This is a genomic window from Nocardia sp. NRRL S-836, assembly GCF_001279525.1.
Lineage (GTDB): Bacteria > Actinomycetota > Actinomycetes > Mycobacteriales > Pseudonocardiaceae > Lentzea.
This window is the reverse complement of the sequence record NZ_LGDY01000097.1, coordinates 91,747-110,075: the sequence shown is the minus strand read 5'-3', so window position 1 is coordinate 110,075 and position 18,329 is coordinate 91,747. Positions and strand designations below refer to the sequence as shown.

Sequence of the window (18,329 nt, the reverse complement as noted above, 5' to 3'; positions counted from 1 at the left end):
CGCAGTCTCAAGCGCCGCAGTCTCAAGCGCCGCAGTCTCAAGCGCCGCAGTCTCAAGCGCCGCAGTCTCAAGCGCCGCAGTCTCAAGCGCCGCAGTCTCCGGGGCGGCCTGGTCGGGACGACGTCGTTGGACCGCCCGTGTCCTCGCCGGTCGAGGTGCCTGCGGCCCAGCACGTGTCGCCCAGGCCGGACGTGGTCCCGGTGGTCGAGGCACCGAGCGAGCTCGGAGCGGACCGCGGGGCAACGGAGTTCCAGAGTTCGCGGACGGAGGTCCCTCAACCGGAACAGGCCCCGTCGCTCGGCTCGCACGCCCCGATCGGCTCCCACGCATCGCCGGACTCCCACGCATCGCCCGACTCGCACACATCGCCCGACTCGCACACGCCGCCCGACTCGCACACACCGGTGCCGCGCGCGGCCGAGGTGGAGTCCGTGTCCGTGTCCGACCACGACTCCCGCCTCGGCTCCGACAGCGAGTTCGCCGTCGAGACCGACACAGACACCGACCGCGACACCGACGTCGAGACCGACACCGGGTCCGTCTTCGACGACGCGCGGACGGACGACTCCGACGTGGAGTCCGTGTTCGGGTCGGAGGACGAGGCGCAGCAGAACCCGGCCGTGCCGGTGCAGCAGTACCGGCGTGACGCGTTGGAGCAGGCGCCCGCGCATCAGCGAGGGGCGGTTCGCGGGCTGCCGGGGCAGGACGAGGTGCAGCGGTCGGCGTTCGAGGTGCGCAGGGCGGTGCAGGACGGTGTGTGGACGACGGAATTGACCGTCGTCGTCGACATCGATCCCGAAGGCCGCTTCGGCGAGGACGTGCGGCAGGAGGCGGTGCGGGACGCCCAGGCGGGGGTGGACCAGTACCTGAACGGTCCGGACCTGCGCATGGACAACGGGGACCTGCTGCGGTTCCGGGTTGTTCCGCACGACGGGAACTCGCCGGTGGTGCACCACGTGGTGCACCTGGATCCCGCGCACGACGTGGACCAGACGCACTGGTGGCCGGGGCAGGGGCCGCTGGCCTCCGCGCACGAGGTCGGGCACATGTTCGGGCTCGTGGACGAGACCGGTGGCGCTAACCGGCCGACGGTCGAGGGCACCCTGATGGGACGCCACCAGCGGACCGGGCCGGACGGGGAACGACGGCCCGTCACGAAGGTCGAGGTGCCCTCGCGGTACCTGTCCGTGTTGTCGCGGGTGATCGGGCCGGTTGAGCTGCTTGCCGACGTCCCCCGCGGACGGGTCACGGCGGACCTGCCCGCGGGCGCGGCGGAACCGCGGCTGTACCGGGGCACGGATGAGGCGCGGCCCGAGCACAAACCCGGAGGCGCGGGTGGTCGCCGGGTGCGGTTCGCCCTGCCCGGCACGGAGGAGGGCGGCAGCCCCAAGCCCACGCCCAAGCCCGAACCCACGCCCAAGCCGGAGCCAACGCCCAAGCCCAAGCCGGAACCCAAGCCCAAGCCCGAGTCGACGCCGGAAGCAGAGTCCGAGCCGTCGGCGGAGCAACGGCTGCGCGACAACCTCCCGCAGTACCTCCGCGACAGCCGCGCGTTCGGTGCCGCACGCCAGATCGACGTGCTGCGCGACAACGACGGGGCGCGCATCGACGTCGAGGCACGGGTGCGGCATCTCGCACCCGGTGTGAAGCGGTGGGACGGTACCCACGAGCTGTCCGAGGCGGTCGAGCACGAGTTCGCCGGCACGTTGGAGGACAACGGCAAACGTCCCGTCGTCAAGGGTGACGACCGGTTCTACGGGCTGAAGATCAAGTCCGAGTTGCACTGGGACCGCGTGGTGGTCCTCGGTGAAGCCGAGAGCAAGACGGTCGCCTCGGCGAAGAGCAAGACGTCGTCGGCCGTCGAGGAGGACGGCGCGCGGCAGAACACCATCTCGCCGCCCGTGCAGTTCACCGGCCTGCCCGGCGTCGTGGTCCAGGTCATGCCCTCGATCCCCATCGCGCCCGTCGAGCAGGTGAGCAGCGAGCAGAACAAGGAGCTGGGCAGGTCCACGAAGGTCGAGAGCACCCCGGCGGTGAAGGTCGACGTCCCGGTCACCCTGTCGTTCCGGCTCTTCGACGAGGACGGCCGCGGCGTGCTGTCACCGGAGGGGGAGCAGGAGGTCCAGGTCGAGGGCTGGGTGACCCTGACGGTGCCGACCGACCTGCCGACGAAGGACGACGCGGGCCGGACGGTGCGCCACGAGCGGACCGCGCCCGAGTCGAGGATCGCGGACATCATCAGGGCCGACATCGCCCCGGTCACCCAGGCCGACCGCGACCGGCTCGTCGCCGACGACCCGGTGTGGCGGGAGAAGCAGGCTGACGAGACCACCCGCCTGCCGGAGCTGACCGGCCTGCCGAGTGGCGTCGCCACCGAGTCGGCCGTGGTCAACCGCGAGGGCGTGCCCACCTTCGCCGACCAGGTGCTGGCCCGCCTGGAGCGGGGCTTCCCGAAGGCGACCGCGGTCGGCTCGGCCGGTCGTGACGCCGTCAACGAGTTCTTCAGCGAGAGCAGCATCGCCGAGCACCTGCCGGAGATGGCGGTCTACGACGGCGAGGCCAACCCGGAAGCGGGGTGGGTCGCCTCCCCGCCGATCTTCAAGGGGCACGGGCGCGGGTTCGAGTGGCGTCCGCGCAGGACGCAGCTGGAGATGCGCGCCGTCGCACGGTGGGTGCGCGTCGACCAGGTCAGGGACAAGATCAAGGTCACCGAGCGGACACACGCGCACTACGAGCACTCCGGCAAGTACGCGGTGAAGCGGAAGCTCGCGGTGTCCAGCTTCATCGGGGGCGGCGCCGAACCGGTACCCGGTGTCATGGCAGCGGGTGGCGTGACGAACACCGCGAGCATCGAGAAGGCCACGTCGGGGAAGGTCACCAGCTCGAACGCCGCCAAGCAGGCGCTCCAGATCACGGGCGACGCCGTCCGCTACGAGATGGTCTACGACATCGAGGTCCGCCAGGTCGGCAAGGAGGGACAGCAGCCCTGGAAGCTGGACGGCAACGTCAACGCCCACCACTGGACCTCCCGGCGCAACGCGGCACGGGTGGGGCTCGTCGAACCGCGCCCGGAGGACAACGAGTTCCGCGGTGGTGCCGACCGGACCGTGCACGGGCCACCGGAGTTCGAGCGCGGCAAGGCGATCCTCGGTGTGGTGGAGGAGGTCGACAGCGGCCGGCTGCTCGAACAGGCGCTCGTGCCGCTGCTGCACCACGTTCCGCTGCAAAGGCAGTGGTACGTCAGCAGGTCCAGGTTCATCCGGGAGTTCACCGACAGCGACGTCGAGGACGGCCGGCTCACCGCGAAGGCGGTCGAGGCGATCCAGCGCGGCAGGGTGCTCAAGGACGCACTGGACGAGAACGAGATCACCCGCCTCACCCGGCGGCTGAGCGACGGCGGGCTGCGGATCCCGTTGCGGCGCAAGGGCTGGTTCCACGACTACCGCACGACGGTGACCGTGACGGCACGGGTCGGCGACATCCAGGAGGGTGATCCGCTCACCGCCGACGAGCTCGCGGAGGTCTACGTCGGCAAGGCCACGGACGGCATCGAGAGCGGTGGTTCCAAGACGGTCGAGCTCGGCGGTGGCCCCCAGCTGCGGTTCATGGGCCTGATCCCCGGCTCGATGCCCTCGACCACCACGTTCGGCGTTCTCCTGTTCGGCGTGCGCGGAGCACGGACCTGGTCGAAGGAGACGACCCTGGGCTCGAAGGCGAAGCGCAGGGTCGAACGGCGCAAGGGCGACTCGCTCACCGAGGACGGCGAGATCGGCGACAGGAGGATCCGCCAGTTCAGGTCCACGCTGACGATCACCACCGAGGTCGAGTCGGAGCGCCGCCACAGCGAGGCCATCCGCCGGATCATCCCCGGCAGCAGTGGCCGCCAGCTGCCCGCGCACGCGGTGATGCCCCACGTGCCCGGTGAGATCTCGGTCGAGATGCGCACGCTGGTCCCCGAAGCGTTGCTGGCACCGGGCAACCCGTTCGACGCCGAGCCCGACGCGCCGGTCGTGCCCCCTCCCACGCGCACGTTGCCCGACCCGCCCGCACCGCACAAGCTGCGCCCGCCGATGTCGCACCGCTTCGACGACATCGAGATCGTGTCGTTCCACGGCGCGGAGAAGCTCCAGCAGTCCGCGCTGGAGATGATGAGCATCGCGTCCGACCACGACCCGGTGGTGCACATCCGCACCGGCGTCATCGCGCAGACGATCAGCGAGGAGCTCGCCACCGAGAAGCTCTCGCAGGACCTGCGCCTGTTCAGCGACGTCAAGGTGATCGACTCGGCCAAGAAGCTGTACGGCCGCCGTGCGCACGACCTGTTCGGCGCCTGGGGGGTCACCTTCGAACCCCGCCTGTCGGCGAACCAGGTGACCGCGCAGGAGTACCAGGAGGTCGTGCGCGAGCTCCAGGGGACGTCGAAGGCCACCGGTCTCGGCGGCCCCGTCGACACCTTCGGCGGTTACGTCGTCGGAGTTCCGGTGCTGACCGAGAAGAACGTGAACAGCGGCGAGCCCGGCACGCACGCACAGCCCCGCAGCGTTCTCGTCCTCGTCGGAGCGCCGTACAGCGGCAGCGACGGCAGGTCGGCCTCCGGCCACGTCGAGACCACGGAGAAGTTCACGATCGGCGAGCTGCCGAGGAAGATGTTCCTGGTCCGCCTCGACGTCGACGCGACCGTCGTGGCGGAGGCCGTCCACAAGCGCAACCTCACCTTCGGGCTGACCGCCCCGAAACCGCTCACCAGGGCCGGTGAGGTCGTCCCCCTGCCGGGGTCCGTGCTCGCCTGGGTGACGGCGGACCAGCTCGCGGAGCTCACGACCGGCACGCCTCCGGCCGCTCCCCGTCCGGACGGGACGCTCGCCGTGCCACCGTCGCTGAGCCCCGGCCGGACCGAGGGCCAGTCGATCGGGCTCGGTGGCATCAGCCGGTCGATCGACCTCCGCCAGCACGTCGACGCCCTGCGCGACGAGCTGGCGCGCCACCCCGCCATCGGCCCTGACAAGGCCCGCAGGTTGCTGCCGGACTCCACCCTCGACCCCGAGAACGCCAACATCACGAGCGTCAAGACGTTCCTGTCGGACAGCAACCGCATGGTCAACAGCCTGATCAACGGCGGGCAGGTGGCCCCGATCCGGCTGGAGGACCGCTTCGACGGCGAGACCTTCGAGCTCACGATGGACGCGTCGTTCACCGAGGAACCCTCGCCGGGCAGCGTGCGGAACGTGACGAAGCTCGTCGCCGGGGTGAGCGCGGAGCTCGGTGCGCAGGGCGTCAAGAGCCGGGTGCGGACCCTGTTCACGGCCGTGGCGTCGTCCCGCGCGGTGGCCGCCCTGCGCAACCCTGACCCGGTCGACCCGAACAGCGCGCAGGACGGGTTCACCAAGACCCGGCGGACCGAGGGCCAGGTGGGCGCCGGTCCTGGTCTTGAGGGGATCTTCGGCCGCACGGAGCTGAACGAGACCACGGAGAACCGGACCAAGTACAGCCAGTCGGCCACCGTCAAAGGCCCTGTCGCCGTCCACAGTGGACGCCTGGACGTCTCGCTGCGGATCCAGCGCCACGGACGTGACTACGGCTCGGTCGAGGTGACCGAGGAGGCCGAGGTCACCAAGCTCGCGGAGGAGGCGTTCCCCCCACCGGTGCGGGGAGGCCGGCTCGGCTCGGCGGAAGCGGACAACGGTGTCGTCACCGGCCCGCTGAGCGACGAGGACATGGCGGCGTGGCGGACGAGGCTGCCGGACGGCACGCCCGTCCCGCCGATGACGGACGTCGGCACCCACTGGGCGGAGCACTACTTCGGCGACATCCGCGTCCTGCGCCGCGACGTGGCGGACGTGCTGCGCGGAGCGGGCGTCGACATCACTCCGAAGGTCCAGCGCGTGCTCCGGACCGCGATCACGCCCACGAGCGTGCGCGCCGCGTTCCACGCCGCCCTGGACGGCCGGTTCGTCCTCTCCCTGCGCGACGGCCTCGACCACGACGTGGAGATCCACTTCCGGCCGTCGGGCATGCCGAGGTTCGCGAGCACGAGCGCGGGCGTGCGCATCGACGCCCAGCGCACGAAGTCGGAGGAGACCGAGGTCAGCCTCACCAGCGGCACCGAGGCGGAGCTGCTCCACACGGCCCCGTTCGGCGCGGCCGGCCAGGCGACCTCGACCGACCCGGTGAAGGGCAGCGAGCCCGGGCCGAAGCCGTTCCGCAGCCCTTTCGACGCGAAGGCCGGGTCCACGACCAGGACCACGCACACCGCGCTCGGCCCCGAGCCGGAGGAGGGCGAGCTCTCCCGGACGGACGAGAGCAAGGCCGCCGAGCCGATGAGCTCGGAGACCAGGACGGACGAGGAGCTCACCCGAGCCCTGGTCACCAGCGTGGACACCCGTGTCGTCGCCCGGCCCCGCACGCAGGCGCGCCACGGCGATGCGACAGCGGTGGTCTACAAGGACCGCCGCGTGCACGACGCGTTCGCCGTGCGGATGTACGACGCGGACGCCTCGCGACTGACGGGCAGGGAACTGCCCGCCCCGCTGGTGGACTCCACGAAGCAGCTGGCGGAAAAGGCCGAGGCCTGGCTGAAGGCCGAGCGGACCAGGATCGCCGCGTCCGCCAGGGTGGAGGCCGCCGCCCCGCCGTTGGACGCCGCCGACAAGCGGCGCTCCGACGCGGTCGTGGACCGGCAGGAGATCCGGCCCCTCATCGACGCCCAGCGGGAACTGGTGCGCGTGCGTCGTGACGAGTTCACGCAGGCGCGCACGGACTGGAAGAACGCACCCGCCGAGTCCAGGAAGCACAGCCGTGCGGAGGTGACGCGGCGACGCGGTGAGTGGGCGGCTGCCGAGGCAGGCCTGCGCAGGCTGGTCGACCGGGAAACGCGGCTCACGCGCGTCATCGTGCAGTCCGGCGCGGTCTCCACCGCCCACGCCGCCGCCGTCGAGGCGGAACGCGCGGCCGTGCGGGCGGAGGAGAAGGCGAAGCAGGAGTGGTGGGACGCCAAGGCCGAGCACGACCGCGAGATCGCCGCCGAGCAGCGCCGGGAGGCGGCCGACCAAGAGCGCCGGGAAGCTGCTGAGGAGGAGCGGCCTGACGTCGTTGATGAGCGGCCTGACGCCGACGAAGAGCGGCCTGACGTCGTTGACGAGCGGCCTGACGTCGTCGACGCGGTCGAGCCGCGCACGCCCCCGCCGCCGCCGCGGACCACGCCGCGCCACGACACGACCGAGATCGACTCCGCGCGGGAGGAGACGACTCCCCGTGACGCGGTTCCGCTGACGGTCGACCTCGGTGCGGAGTTCGGCGTCCACTTCCCGCCCACCGGTACCGAAGACGACACCGATCCGCGCACGCGGCTGCTCTCGACCCTCGCCGAGGTGGGAGAGGTCGACCAGTTCTGGGGCAAGGCGCGGGAAAGCGACGTGGACGCGCTGCTGCAGGAGGCGCGCCGGATCGTGGATCGGCACGTGCGCAGGTCGCCGTTGTTCATCGAGGTCCCCGCGCAGGAGAACCTCGACCACGACGCCATCGTCCGGCTGGTGGCCTACCGCAGGTACCAGGAGCTCCGCGGTCTGCTGGGCGACCGGGAGAGTCCGTCGGACCTGGCGGCCAAGCTGGCGGACGACACCGGGACCCGGCTGGACGAGCGCGAGCGCGAGGGATTGCCCGGTGGCGCCCCTCCCGCCGGTCCGGCCAGCACCGCCGGGAGCCCCTCGACACCCACGTCGGCCGTCGTCACCTACCAGCCGACGAAAAATGCACGCGAAGCGATCGCCCTGGTGTCCGACGAGTCGGAATCGGACGGGTGGCCGCAGCGCGTGCACGGGTGGCTCGGGGAGGGCGACTGGACCGCGACCTCGTCGGCGTTCGTCCTGCTGGAGTACGAGAACGGTCATGTTCTCGCCGGTGACGACGAGCTCGACGCGGACACCGCCGGCCGAGTGGTGCGCGAATCGGACACCTACAGGTCGCTCGATCGGGACCTGCCCATTCACGTCATCCTGGTCAACCGAGGCAGCGATCTGGCGAACAGTGCGACCGGCGACCCAGTCGCCGAGGGGTTCGTCCGGCGGTTCTCCGAGGTGATGCAGGAGGACGCGCCGCCGCGGCCGGTGTGGAGCAGAGTCGAGGAGGACGACCCGGACGATCTCAGAGCCCTGGTGAAGCCGACCGACCTGTTGTTCGACAGGCAGTACGCGATCACCTCCGAGAACGTGGTATCCGGTCCCATCACGAACTCGTCCGGCGCTCTGATCGGGTTCGACGTCTCCAGACCACGCTGGTTCACCCCTCTACCGGGAACCATCCGGACAGTGCACGCGGAACGGGTTTCGGAGGTGGTTCCTCCGGGTCAGCCCGACGCGGCCGGACGTGAACTGCCGCTTCCGTGGGCAGCGCTCACCGAACCGGGGCGGGTGCGTCCCCTGGTCCTGGCACTGTCGTCGCACCCGGATCCGGGGCACTTCGGCCTCAGGGTCGGTCCAGACGGCAGGACGCTGCGGTCGACCCCGCGGGAGACCGCCGAGTTCCTGGTGAACAGGCCGGAGTTCCTCACCGCGGTCACGGGACCCGAGCAACCGGCCCTGGTGCTGCTGAACCGGATCCTCCGGAACGACCTGCAACAGGCCCTCGACCTCACCGCTGAACTGGTGGCCGAACTCTCCAAGGCCACCGGGAAGACGTTCGAGACCTACATCGCCGTCGGCGAGATCGGGATCAGGACGGACGGCGTCGCGGTCGTGGCGACGAACGTTCTCTTCGACCACCGCCCGGTGCCGGTCGACGCGACGTCGGTGTTCCGCTCCGGTTCGGTGTTCGGTCTTCCCGGCGCGGAGCAGACGGGCCCGTGGTCGCATGCCATGTTGCAGGCGTTCTCCGAAGCTGTGGAAAACGGGCGTTTCGTGGTTCCCGGCCCGTGGGGCGCCGCACGGCCGTTCTTCGTGGTCGCTCCCGGTGACGCCGCGGGTGGCGCCCGCGCGACTCTCACCGGTGTCGAGCAGGTCGACGTGGACGGTGCCTGGGGCGGAACGGCGTTGTTGTCCGATCCGGGCTTCCACTCGGCGATGACGGCCGATCCCCCTCGTCCCTTGGTGATCGTCAAACCGCACCTGTCCGGTGAGCAGGACTTCGGCACCTTCGCCTTCGACCTCGTCACACGGCTGCACGAGTCCGGCTTGTTCCCGCCGGCGGTGTACGCGTTGCAGGGCGGCGGCGACCTCACGACGATCGATGACCCGAAAACCGAGTACACGGACGTGTCGGGGCTGCGAGCCGGTGACCTCGACGTGACGCCGGTGCTGGACCAGGAGGGCAACCCCAGGGTCCTGCTCGTGCGCACCCAGGGTGACGAGGCCTACTTCGCCGAGATCGAGGAGTGGGTCAAAGCTGCGCGGGAGCGCTCGCTGCGGTTCCCGAAACGGCTGGACGGCACCGAGGTCAACGCGACCTGGTCGCGCGACAACAACACGCCGGTGTTCGTCCTCGTGCGAACCGGTCCATCCGGCTACCGCGCCTCCTTGCGAGGACTGGGCGATCTCGACGTCACCTCGCAGGTCCTGATGAGGGTGCTGCGGAACGACCTGAGGCTGCGGTTCCTCCTCGGCAGGGGAAGGACGGCTGCCGACGACACGGGCTTGGTGGAACCATCGGTCGTGTTCGCCGCGATCGACGGTCCCGTGGTGGGGCCGGACGAGTTGGCGACGGGCCTCGCCGGAGGCGGCTACGCGCGCAGGATCCACTGGTCCGGTGGATGGACGCGGTTCTCGCCCGACGGTTCGGTCGTCGTGGAGGTGCCCCGGTTCGACAGTGTGGCCACGCCACCCGTCGAGGCCTCCGGCTTCGTGTCGTACCTCAAGAAGAACGACATTCAGGGTCCTCACGGTGTGATGTTCCCGTCATCGGACTTCGATCTGATCTGCGACGTGGACGACGCGGGCAGAGCGAGCACCGGCTACCGCGACTTCTACCTCTCCAGCCGCGTGCTCCCGGACTCGTCCGGCACCGGAACGAAGACCTCGGTGCCGAAGCTCAGTCCCTTCTTCGGGCTCGAGACCTGGTACGCCGGGGCACACGGGTCCTCGTCGAGCATGTACGGGGCACTGCCGGGAAATCGGCCCTACCTGCTGGGTGATCAGGTCCGCCTGGACGCGCGAGCGGCGGTTGCCGTTCTCAGCGGCCACCACCTGTTCGCGCAGGCGCATCCGAACACCACTCCAGCCCTGGTGCTCGAGGTGTGCCATGCAGGGGCTGAACCTGGTCATGGCGGCGAGAGCGTGGCCAACGCGGTCCAGCGGGCGTGGCGATCGGTCGCGCCGCACCGACCGGTCCCAAGGGTGTTCGCGGCCACCCGGGAGCTGATGGTCGGCAACGGCTACAACTACGAGGTGAAGGACGGCGGCGACATCGTCGAGGTCGTCGCTTCCGGCGGCCGCGCACGCCCGCCCGTCGAACTGCGGGAACTGGCGGCCAACCACGTTCCCGAGGTCACCGCGAAGTTCGACCCGAGCGGAACGGACGTCCGCAGCGATTCGGTTGTCGACATCGAGACGACCGCTCGTGCCGTGGTGCGGGCCGCGGCGTGGCGGCAGCTGAGGCTTCCGCAGGAGCACTGGTTCACGGCGATGCCGGCCGTGACGATCCAGGGCGGGGGAACGAGCCGCGGTCCGGTGCACCCGCAGACCGGTGGGCTGCTCTCGTCCGCTCGGGTGGCCGAGGTCGAGCGCCGGTTCCGCGCGGCGCTGGCCGACGAGGCGCAGGACATGGCCCACCGCGGGATGCCCGTGGACGTCGGCCACGTCCGGATCACGATCCGGGGGCCGCAGGGCGACCACGGTGTCGGGCCGCACGAGGTCAGGATCGAGGTGGCGCTGGAGGCACGACCCGATTCGGACGTCGTCAGCACCGGGAACCAGGAGAGCATCCGGGAGCTGTTCCGCGACCGGCGGGGTACCGCGGTCGGCGCGGCCTTCCCCGCGATGAGCAACTCCGGCAGCGGGCGGGCCACCGTCGCGGTGACGCGATCGCCCTTCACCGGGCAGCGGACGGCGGACGGGCGGTCCACCCCGGAGTCGTCCACCTCCGCCGCGGGCTCGCGCGTGACCCTGGACAGTCCACCCGGGACGGTGGACCGCCCTGTCCCGCTCGCCCTGCTGACCGGTCCTGTCCTGTCCGAAATGGACCCATCGCCACTGCTGGACGGGAACGGCCGGGTCGCCGGTGTCGCCTTCCTCGGTCAGGGAGAGGGCGCGATCGTCCGGGAGGCGTTCCGCAGGGGCGCGGGTGGCAGTGACCGGTTCTCCGTGGTGGTGCACCACGGAGAGGGCGGGTTCTCGTTGCCGTGGCGCGGTGTGAACGGCGGGGTGGTGCGGCTCGACGAGGCCGGTGTCATGCGGCTGCTGACCGCGACCGGGCTGCCGGGCGGGCAGACCTGGCGGCAGGCCTCGAAGCTGGTGTTCCTGAGCTGCGAGGTGGACGGCCGGCTGGGGCGCCTTTCGTCGTTGTTGCGCGACGGGGGTTACCGCGGCGGGGTGACCGGTCCGGACAGCCGCGTCGAGGTCGCCGAGGACGGTTCGGTCACGGCACTGGGTTCCGGCACGTTCCACACCATCGACGCGGACGGTGTCCGCACGACGGGCGGCTTGGACGTTCCTACGCGCGGGAACGACACCGTGGCTTCGGTTTCTCTCCTGTCGCGGCCCGCGACGCCGATCCCCGGTGCGGAGGACTACGACTCCGGCTCGGACACCGCGAGCGATGCGGGATCCATCCCGGCCGGGTTCGAGCTGGTGCAGCCACCCATGCGCCCATCGGCCATGCCCGCACTGCGCGACGTCATCGAGGAGGAGCTGGCACGGCCCAGTCGCTTCCACGTCGATCCGGTGTCCAACCAGCTCGCCGATTTCGCGGAGCAGGCGAATCTGGCGGTGCTGAAGTCCAGGTTGTCCACGTCTGTGAAGCTTCAGCAGGACCTCGGGCTGGCGGCGCCGGTCGTCCTGATCGCCGGCCCGTCCGATCAGACGAGCGTCATCGCGTCCATGTTGTGGGACGACCAGGCGGCAGATCCCTCCCAGCCGGCGCCGGACAGGGTGCTGGTGGACGTTCTGTCGGCCGCCGAGGTCAGCGTCGTCGTGGGCCTGCCGGACCAGGCCGGGAGCGACGAGCACGCTCCGAACGACGCCACGGCAGGAGGCTTGAGCTTCGACTCCGGCTTGCCGGACCAGCCGGAGTGGGGCCACCTGCACGCGGGGCACCCGGAGAACGCCCGAGCCCGCAAGCCCTTCTACGTCTACGCGACACTCGCGGGGGACAGGTTCCTCGTACAAGGCCTGTTGATCACGCCGGACACCCTCGCGTCCCGTGTCGTGAGCTCTGCTGCCTACCGGCGCTGGGTCGTCCCCTCCACACCGATCCGGCTCGTCGGCGTCGATCCGAACCGTCGCGCGACATCCGAGTTCGCGGCGGAGGAGTTCACGGAAGCGTTGTGGGCCGCAGGAGCGCGCCACCTCGTGAGCAGGGCCACCGATCTGCTCGAGCTGGACCCGTGGGGCGCCACCTTCGTGCGCGATGGTGGTTATTTCGAGCCTGTCTCCGAGGTCCGGCCGGAGGATGTCAACTGGACTCCGTTCGAGAGGAGCGACGGCAGCCTGGTGGGAATCGGGTTCGCCACTCCCGCTGTTCTGGACGACGACAGGGTGAGATCGTTCGCCTGGTCCACAGACCAGTCCCAACGCGTGGTGTTCGAGGAGGCCAAGGACGCCGCAGGGAACGTGGTGGAGCACGTCCACGTCGCGAGGTGGGCTCCCGCGACGGCGGGCGCTCGAGTCCGTCCGATGACCCTGATGGGTGAACACAACGACGACGGGTACGTCATGCCCCTGGTGGACGGTTCCGTCATATCCGCGGTCCCGGAGGTGGCGGCGCCTTTGCTGGCGGGTTCGACGCTGTTCCACAGGGCGGTGGGCGGGCCGGTGCGACCTCAGGTGCTGCTGTTCACCTATGACAGCTCAGCGTTCGGGGAGAACGCGAGGTTCCTGAACAAGCTCCGAGACCTCGCCGGACCCTTGCAGAGCCACGACTTCGAGGGCTGGCTGGATCTCAACCCCTCGGGCTCGCTGACGATCTCCCACGGCGACCGGATCGTCGAGAGCGGAGCACCGTCCTTCGCTGACGTGGTGAGTGTGGGGGGCGACCCGGTGACCGGGTTCCCGGCGGGGAGCCTGGAGTCCGCAACGCTCCAGGGCTTCGTCGACTCCGTGCGGACGGGCCGTGCGGAAGGTCCGGTGGGTCCGTGGGCACCCGAATCACCGCTGGTCGTCGCGGTGGGTTCTCCCGACGGCACGTTCACCCGGCTGACCGCGTGGACCGGGACGGTGCTGGAGCTCGGAGGCGACGACCTGGCCCGGATGAGGCTGTCCGACCTGGAGTTCCGCGCCGCGCTGGATGCCGATCCGAGCCGCCCCGTGGTGCTGCTCGCGAGTTTCGCCGGCGCCGAGGCGAACTTCGGCTGGTTGGGGTTCGACTTCGCCGGAGCGTTGCGCGAGGAGGGTTTCTTCAACGACGTCTACGCCCCCAACGGTGCGGTCGAGATCACGGAGGACTCGCTCACCCACGACCCCACCACCGAGTTCGTCCTCGTGTCCCCCTTGCGCGCGGGAGATCTCAGAACAGAGGTGCTGTACAACCGCTACGGCTCCGTTGTGGCGATCGGTCTGAGGGCTCCCGGTGACGAGGTCGAGTTCGACCGGGCGCGCCGGTGGGCCGACAACGCCACGGCGAGCACCGTGGAGTGGCTCGACTACCAGTACGGCCATGCTCGGGGCGGCGTGCAGGGGCCGTGGCAGGACGAGCTTCCGGCCTTCCTGATCGTGAGCTCCGGCAAGCGTGGAGTTCAGGCGATACGCGGTGACCAGGCCGTCGTGGACCTGGGCCTCGAGACTATTGCCAAGGTGATGCGCGCGGACGACCGTCTGCGCGGCATGCTGAGCATGGAGACCGGAGGGAGCCTTGACCGCAGCGTTGCGTTGATCTCGCTCAACGGTGTCGTCGGCGACCTCGACGCGTTCTCCAGCGCCTTCGCGGCCGGTGGGTATCAAAGGTGGACACACACGCCCGACGGTGTTGTCACGCTGTACCCGGACGGGACGATCTTCCTGCAAGGTCGCGGGTTCATCTCCGTTCCGCCGCCATCGCCGTCCTCCGCCGACGTCATCTCCCGGGCCCTGGTGAGCGACCGGCTGGGCGAGCACGGCCAGTACTTCCCGCTCAACCTGCAAGACGACTACATCATGTCCTCCGCCGGGCGTCGGAGGAACGAGGTGGAACTGCAGTACTACTTCCGCGAACTCACGACCGGACCGAACGCCACCCCCGTGATGAAGGCCTACCTCACCCCGTGGGCAGGCTCCAGCCGTTCTCCGTGGCTCATCGAGGGACACGGCAGCAAGCGGAGTTTCTGGTTCGGTCGCCGGGCCGATCGTCCTTTCGTCTTCGGCGATCCGGTGGGCCTCGGCGGCGAACTCAGCGCCCGGTTGGTGGCGGGGACGGCGCTCTTCGCCGCGGCAGCACCGGATTCGGACACACCGGTCGCGCTGGGGCAATGCTGGCTCAACTCTCCGAGCGGGACCGGGCAGCCCACCGTCGCGGAGCTGTTCCAGCGGACACTGGAGTCGGAGCACAACCTCCGGCCCCAGGTCTTCGGCGCCACGAACATGGTCATGATGACGGCACTCCACGGGAGCAACGCCGTCGTCGAGAACGGGCGTTTCACCGCGGCCGTGCCCGACCAGCGGCCACCGGTTCCCGAGGTACCGCTCTCCGACCTCGTGGCGGACGAGATCGATGACACCACCGTGCAGTTCGCTCCTGGCCAGACGTCCCTGTCGTCCTCGCACGTCTCGGACGTGCGGGAGACGGCGCGTCGGGTGACCCGCACGGCCGCGTGGAGAGGCCTCAAGCAGGCCGTTCTCCCCGAGGTGGACATCGTTGTGAACGAGGCGGCTCCCGGCGCCGCGGGCCGTGCGGTCGCCGAAGCGCGGGCAGAGGCCATCAGAGAGGTGTTCGACGCGGAGGTGAAAGCGGAGAGCGAGCAGCTCCGCAGGCTCGGCCTCGATGTGGACCCCGGCGCCATCGCGGTCAGGGTGACCGTGAACGTTGTGGCGCCCGGCTCGGTCCCTGACACCGGCGTCTTCGTGACCCTCACGTCCGAAGATCTCGGTGGCCGGGAGTTGGCCGCGGTGGAAGCGGATCGAAACTCCACGCAGGCGGTCAGCGAGATGAACAAGGCGTTCGCGCCGCTTGCCCACCGCAGGCCGGGGACCGTGCAACCGCCGACGCCAAGCGGAAACCCCGACCTCGGTCACAGCGCCCCCGGCGGGCAACCGCAGCCCATCCGGCTCGGACTGCCGAAGGGTGAGAACCCGTCCCACCACGACGTGGCGCCGCGCCCCGGGGCGTCCGTCCCGAAGGAAGGGCCGGCCACGCACGAGGCGAGCGAGGCGTTGGAGTCCTCCCGCGCGGTCGAGCCGGAGCTGAGCGACACGCGGGAGGACGTGGCCTCCCTCCTGCCTGGCCCTGAGGCCGGGACGGTCGAGGACATCCCGCTCGTCACACTGGACAGGTCCGAAGTGGACAGTGCCACGGCCGGTGACGACAGGCGGTCCGCGGAGGAGTCCTCAACCGCCGGAGGCCTCGACCTCCCCGGCGACCGGTCCTCGGGGCTCGTCACCCAGCGCGGTGAGATCGCGGGCGGCGCGGCGGTGGACGCCGCGATCGACGCGCTGCTGCCCGAAGGCGAGCGCAAGGGCGTCGAGCACTTCGTGACGGCGTTGAAGGCCGGTGTCGGCGGGTTCCTCGGCGACGGGCGGTCGGAGGACGTCGAGGTCGGCGGCAGGCACTACGAGCTGCACGCCAGGACGCGCTACCTCTGGGACGGCGCGACGGAGAGCGGAACGGCGTCGCGGTCCGTCGGGCTCGACGGTCCCACCGGCAGTGCGACGCTCTCGGGGGCGTCGAGCGCGGCCCAGGCCAACTCCGCGCTGGCACTGGTCCTCATCCCCGCCACCCCGGGGTTCACCGCGGTCGGCACCGTCGGGGCCTCCACCGACGCCAGCAACTCGGTCGCGGTGGGCGCCAGTGCGACGGCGAGCGGCGGCCGGCAGGTGGCCGTGGCGTTCCCGACGCGGGACGTGTCGGTGCCGGTGTGGATCGAGCTGACCCTGCGCGACGCCCGCGGCCGGGTCGTCGGCGACCCCGTCGAGCTCGGTGACGTCGTCGCCGACCTCTCGGTGCCCGACGTGCCGGACGGGGAGCCGGGAGGCGTTCTCGCGGACGGCCCGGCCTTCGTCGAGTCGGTCCACATCGGACGGAACGCGCCGGGCAGCTACCGGGGCAGGCCGCTGCCGCCGGACGCGGACGGCGAGCACCGGCTGTTCGACAAGGTCGTCTCCGCGCTGCCGGGGTCGCTGGTGAAGCCGGGCCGTCCCGGACGCAGCAACCTGAGGGAGTTCCTCGACGACAGCACGTTCAAGAAGCGCTACCAGGACATGGCGGTGACCGCCGAGCAGGCCGAACGCGGGCACGGCTGGGTCCGGTCCGAGATGCTGTTCACCGGCAAGCACCCGTTCGTCGCGTGGCTGCACACGCCCAGCGCCGTCGAGATGCGCCTGGTCGAGCGCGAGGAACCGGTGGTGCTCCGCACGCTCGACGACGTCACGTTCACCGACGTCGAGTCGATCGGTGCGGAGGTCTCCGACTCGGGCACCGCCAGTCGCGGCGCCAACTCGAAGATGATGGCCGGTCCCGGGTTCGACCTCGGCGTCGCAGGCCTGGTCGCCGGTCCGGTGGTCATGGGCGGGGTGGAAAGCGCGCACAAGCAGTCCATCAGCCGTTCCGGCGAGGTCAAGCACACGAGCACCCGGCGCGGGCGCGCGCAGCAGGTCGAGCGCGTCTTCGACCTCCAGGTGCGGGTGCCGGGCAAGCCCGCGATGACCTTCGCCGGCGACGTGCGCGCGGTGGAGTGGCGTGAGGTCAGGGCCGAAGCCGCACCGGAGACGGAAGTCGTGCCGCCGCGCCGCCTCTACGGGCCCGAGGCGCTGGAGTCCGGCCGGGCCCTCGCGGGAGCGTCGCTGGAGGTGTCGCAGGTCGCGTCCCAGGTCCTCGGCCTGATCGAGAACTCGGTCCGCACGGTTCCCGGCCACAAGCGGTGGTACCTCAGCAGCGACCGGTTCCTGTCCCAGTTCGACGACCCCTCCGCGGGCAGGACGATCGGCCGCAAGCTCCAGGAGGCGCTGGGCCGCAGGGACGCCCTGCGCAGCCTGCTCACCGACCGCGAGCTCGGTCTGCTCGCGGACCGGGCGCTGTCCGCGGACGGTCTGCGCATCCCGTTGCAGCCCAAGCACGGCTGGGGCCACGACTACCACGTGTCGTTCACGCTCAAGGCGTCGATGTCGGACCTGCGCGACACCGGGGAGGTGCGCACCGCCGCCGACCCCGCCGTGGTCACCACCTCCGACACGCAGGCGACCCAGCACACCAGGTCGCGCACCAGGTCGACCGGCGTCGGCGCGGCGGGCCGCGTCACCGCCACGATCACCGAACGCGCCGTCGTCGTCGTGGCGTCGCTCTACAGCGCCTTCGCCTGGACCAGGTCCGGGCTCTCCGGCCTCACCGCGAAGCGGGGCGAGGAACGGCGCGAGGGCGGCGCGCTCGACGACACCGGTGCCGTCGTGGCGGAGCCGAAGCACCGCTTCACCGCCACGGTCGACTGGACGCTGCGCGGCCAGACCTACAAGCGCCACAACGCGATGGTGCGCGGTGTGAGCATCGGCCGGCCCGGCCTGCACGTGCCGCGGACGGAGCCGGTCACCCTGGTCGACCCGGAATCGGGCGCCACGTCGGAGGAGACGACGTTCCGGGTCGAAGCCGACGTGTGGGTTCCCGAGGCCCACGTCTCGAGCACGCGGCCCGCCCCGGTCGTCGTGGACCGCACCGAGGGCAGCCAGGACCAGCCGCACATCACGTTGCGACCGGAACCGGACGCCCCGGTGTCCGCCGACCCGTTGCGCCGCGGTCTCTCCCGTGACCTCGACGGCATCAGGGTGTTGAGCTTCGAGGGGTTGGCGCACGTGCGCGCCGCCGTGAAGGACGCCCTCACCCGCGCCTCGGGGGACCCGGCCTTCTCCTTCGCCGAGTCGGACAACAGCGTGCTGGTCGACACCGTGCTGTCGCCCGACGCGGTCATGGCCGACCAGCGCGTCTTCAGCCGCACCACCGGTGTCCGCGGACTGCAGTGGGCGCGGCGCCGGGTCAAGCGGTTCGCGGCGGCCGAGGTCTCCTTCCAGCCC

Annotated in this window: 1 protein-coding gene (running past one end of the window); it reads left to right on the top strand. The window is 70.9% G+C overall.

Annotation, left to right across the window (positions count from 1 at the left end):
* Nucleotides 1-431: 431 nt before the first annotated feature.
* A protein-coding gene (locus tag ADL03_RS18940; RefSeq protein WP_157528938.1) for a hypothetical protein crosses the window boundary here: on the top strand, nt 432-18,329 show its 5' portion. Its footprint extends 14,829 nt past the window's final position; the window shows 17,898 of its 32,727 coding nt (coding positions 1-17,898); the start codon lies at nt 432-434; its stop codon lies off the right edge, out of view.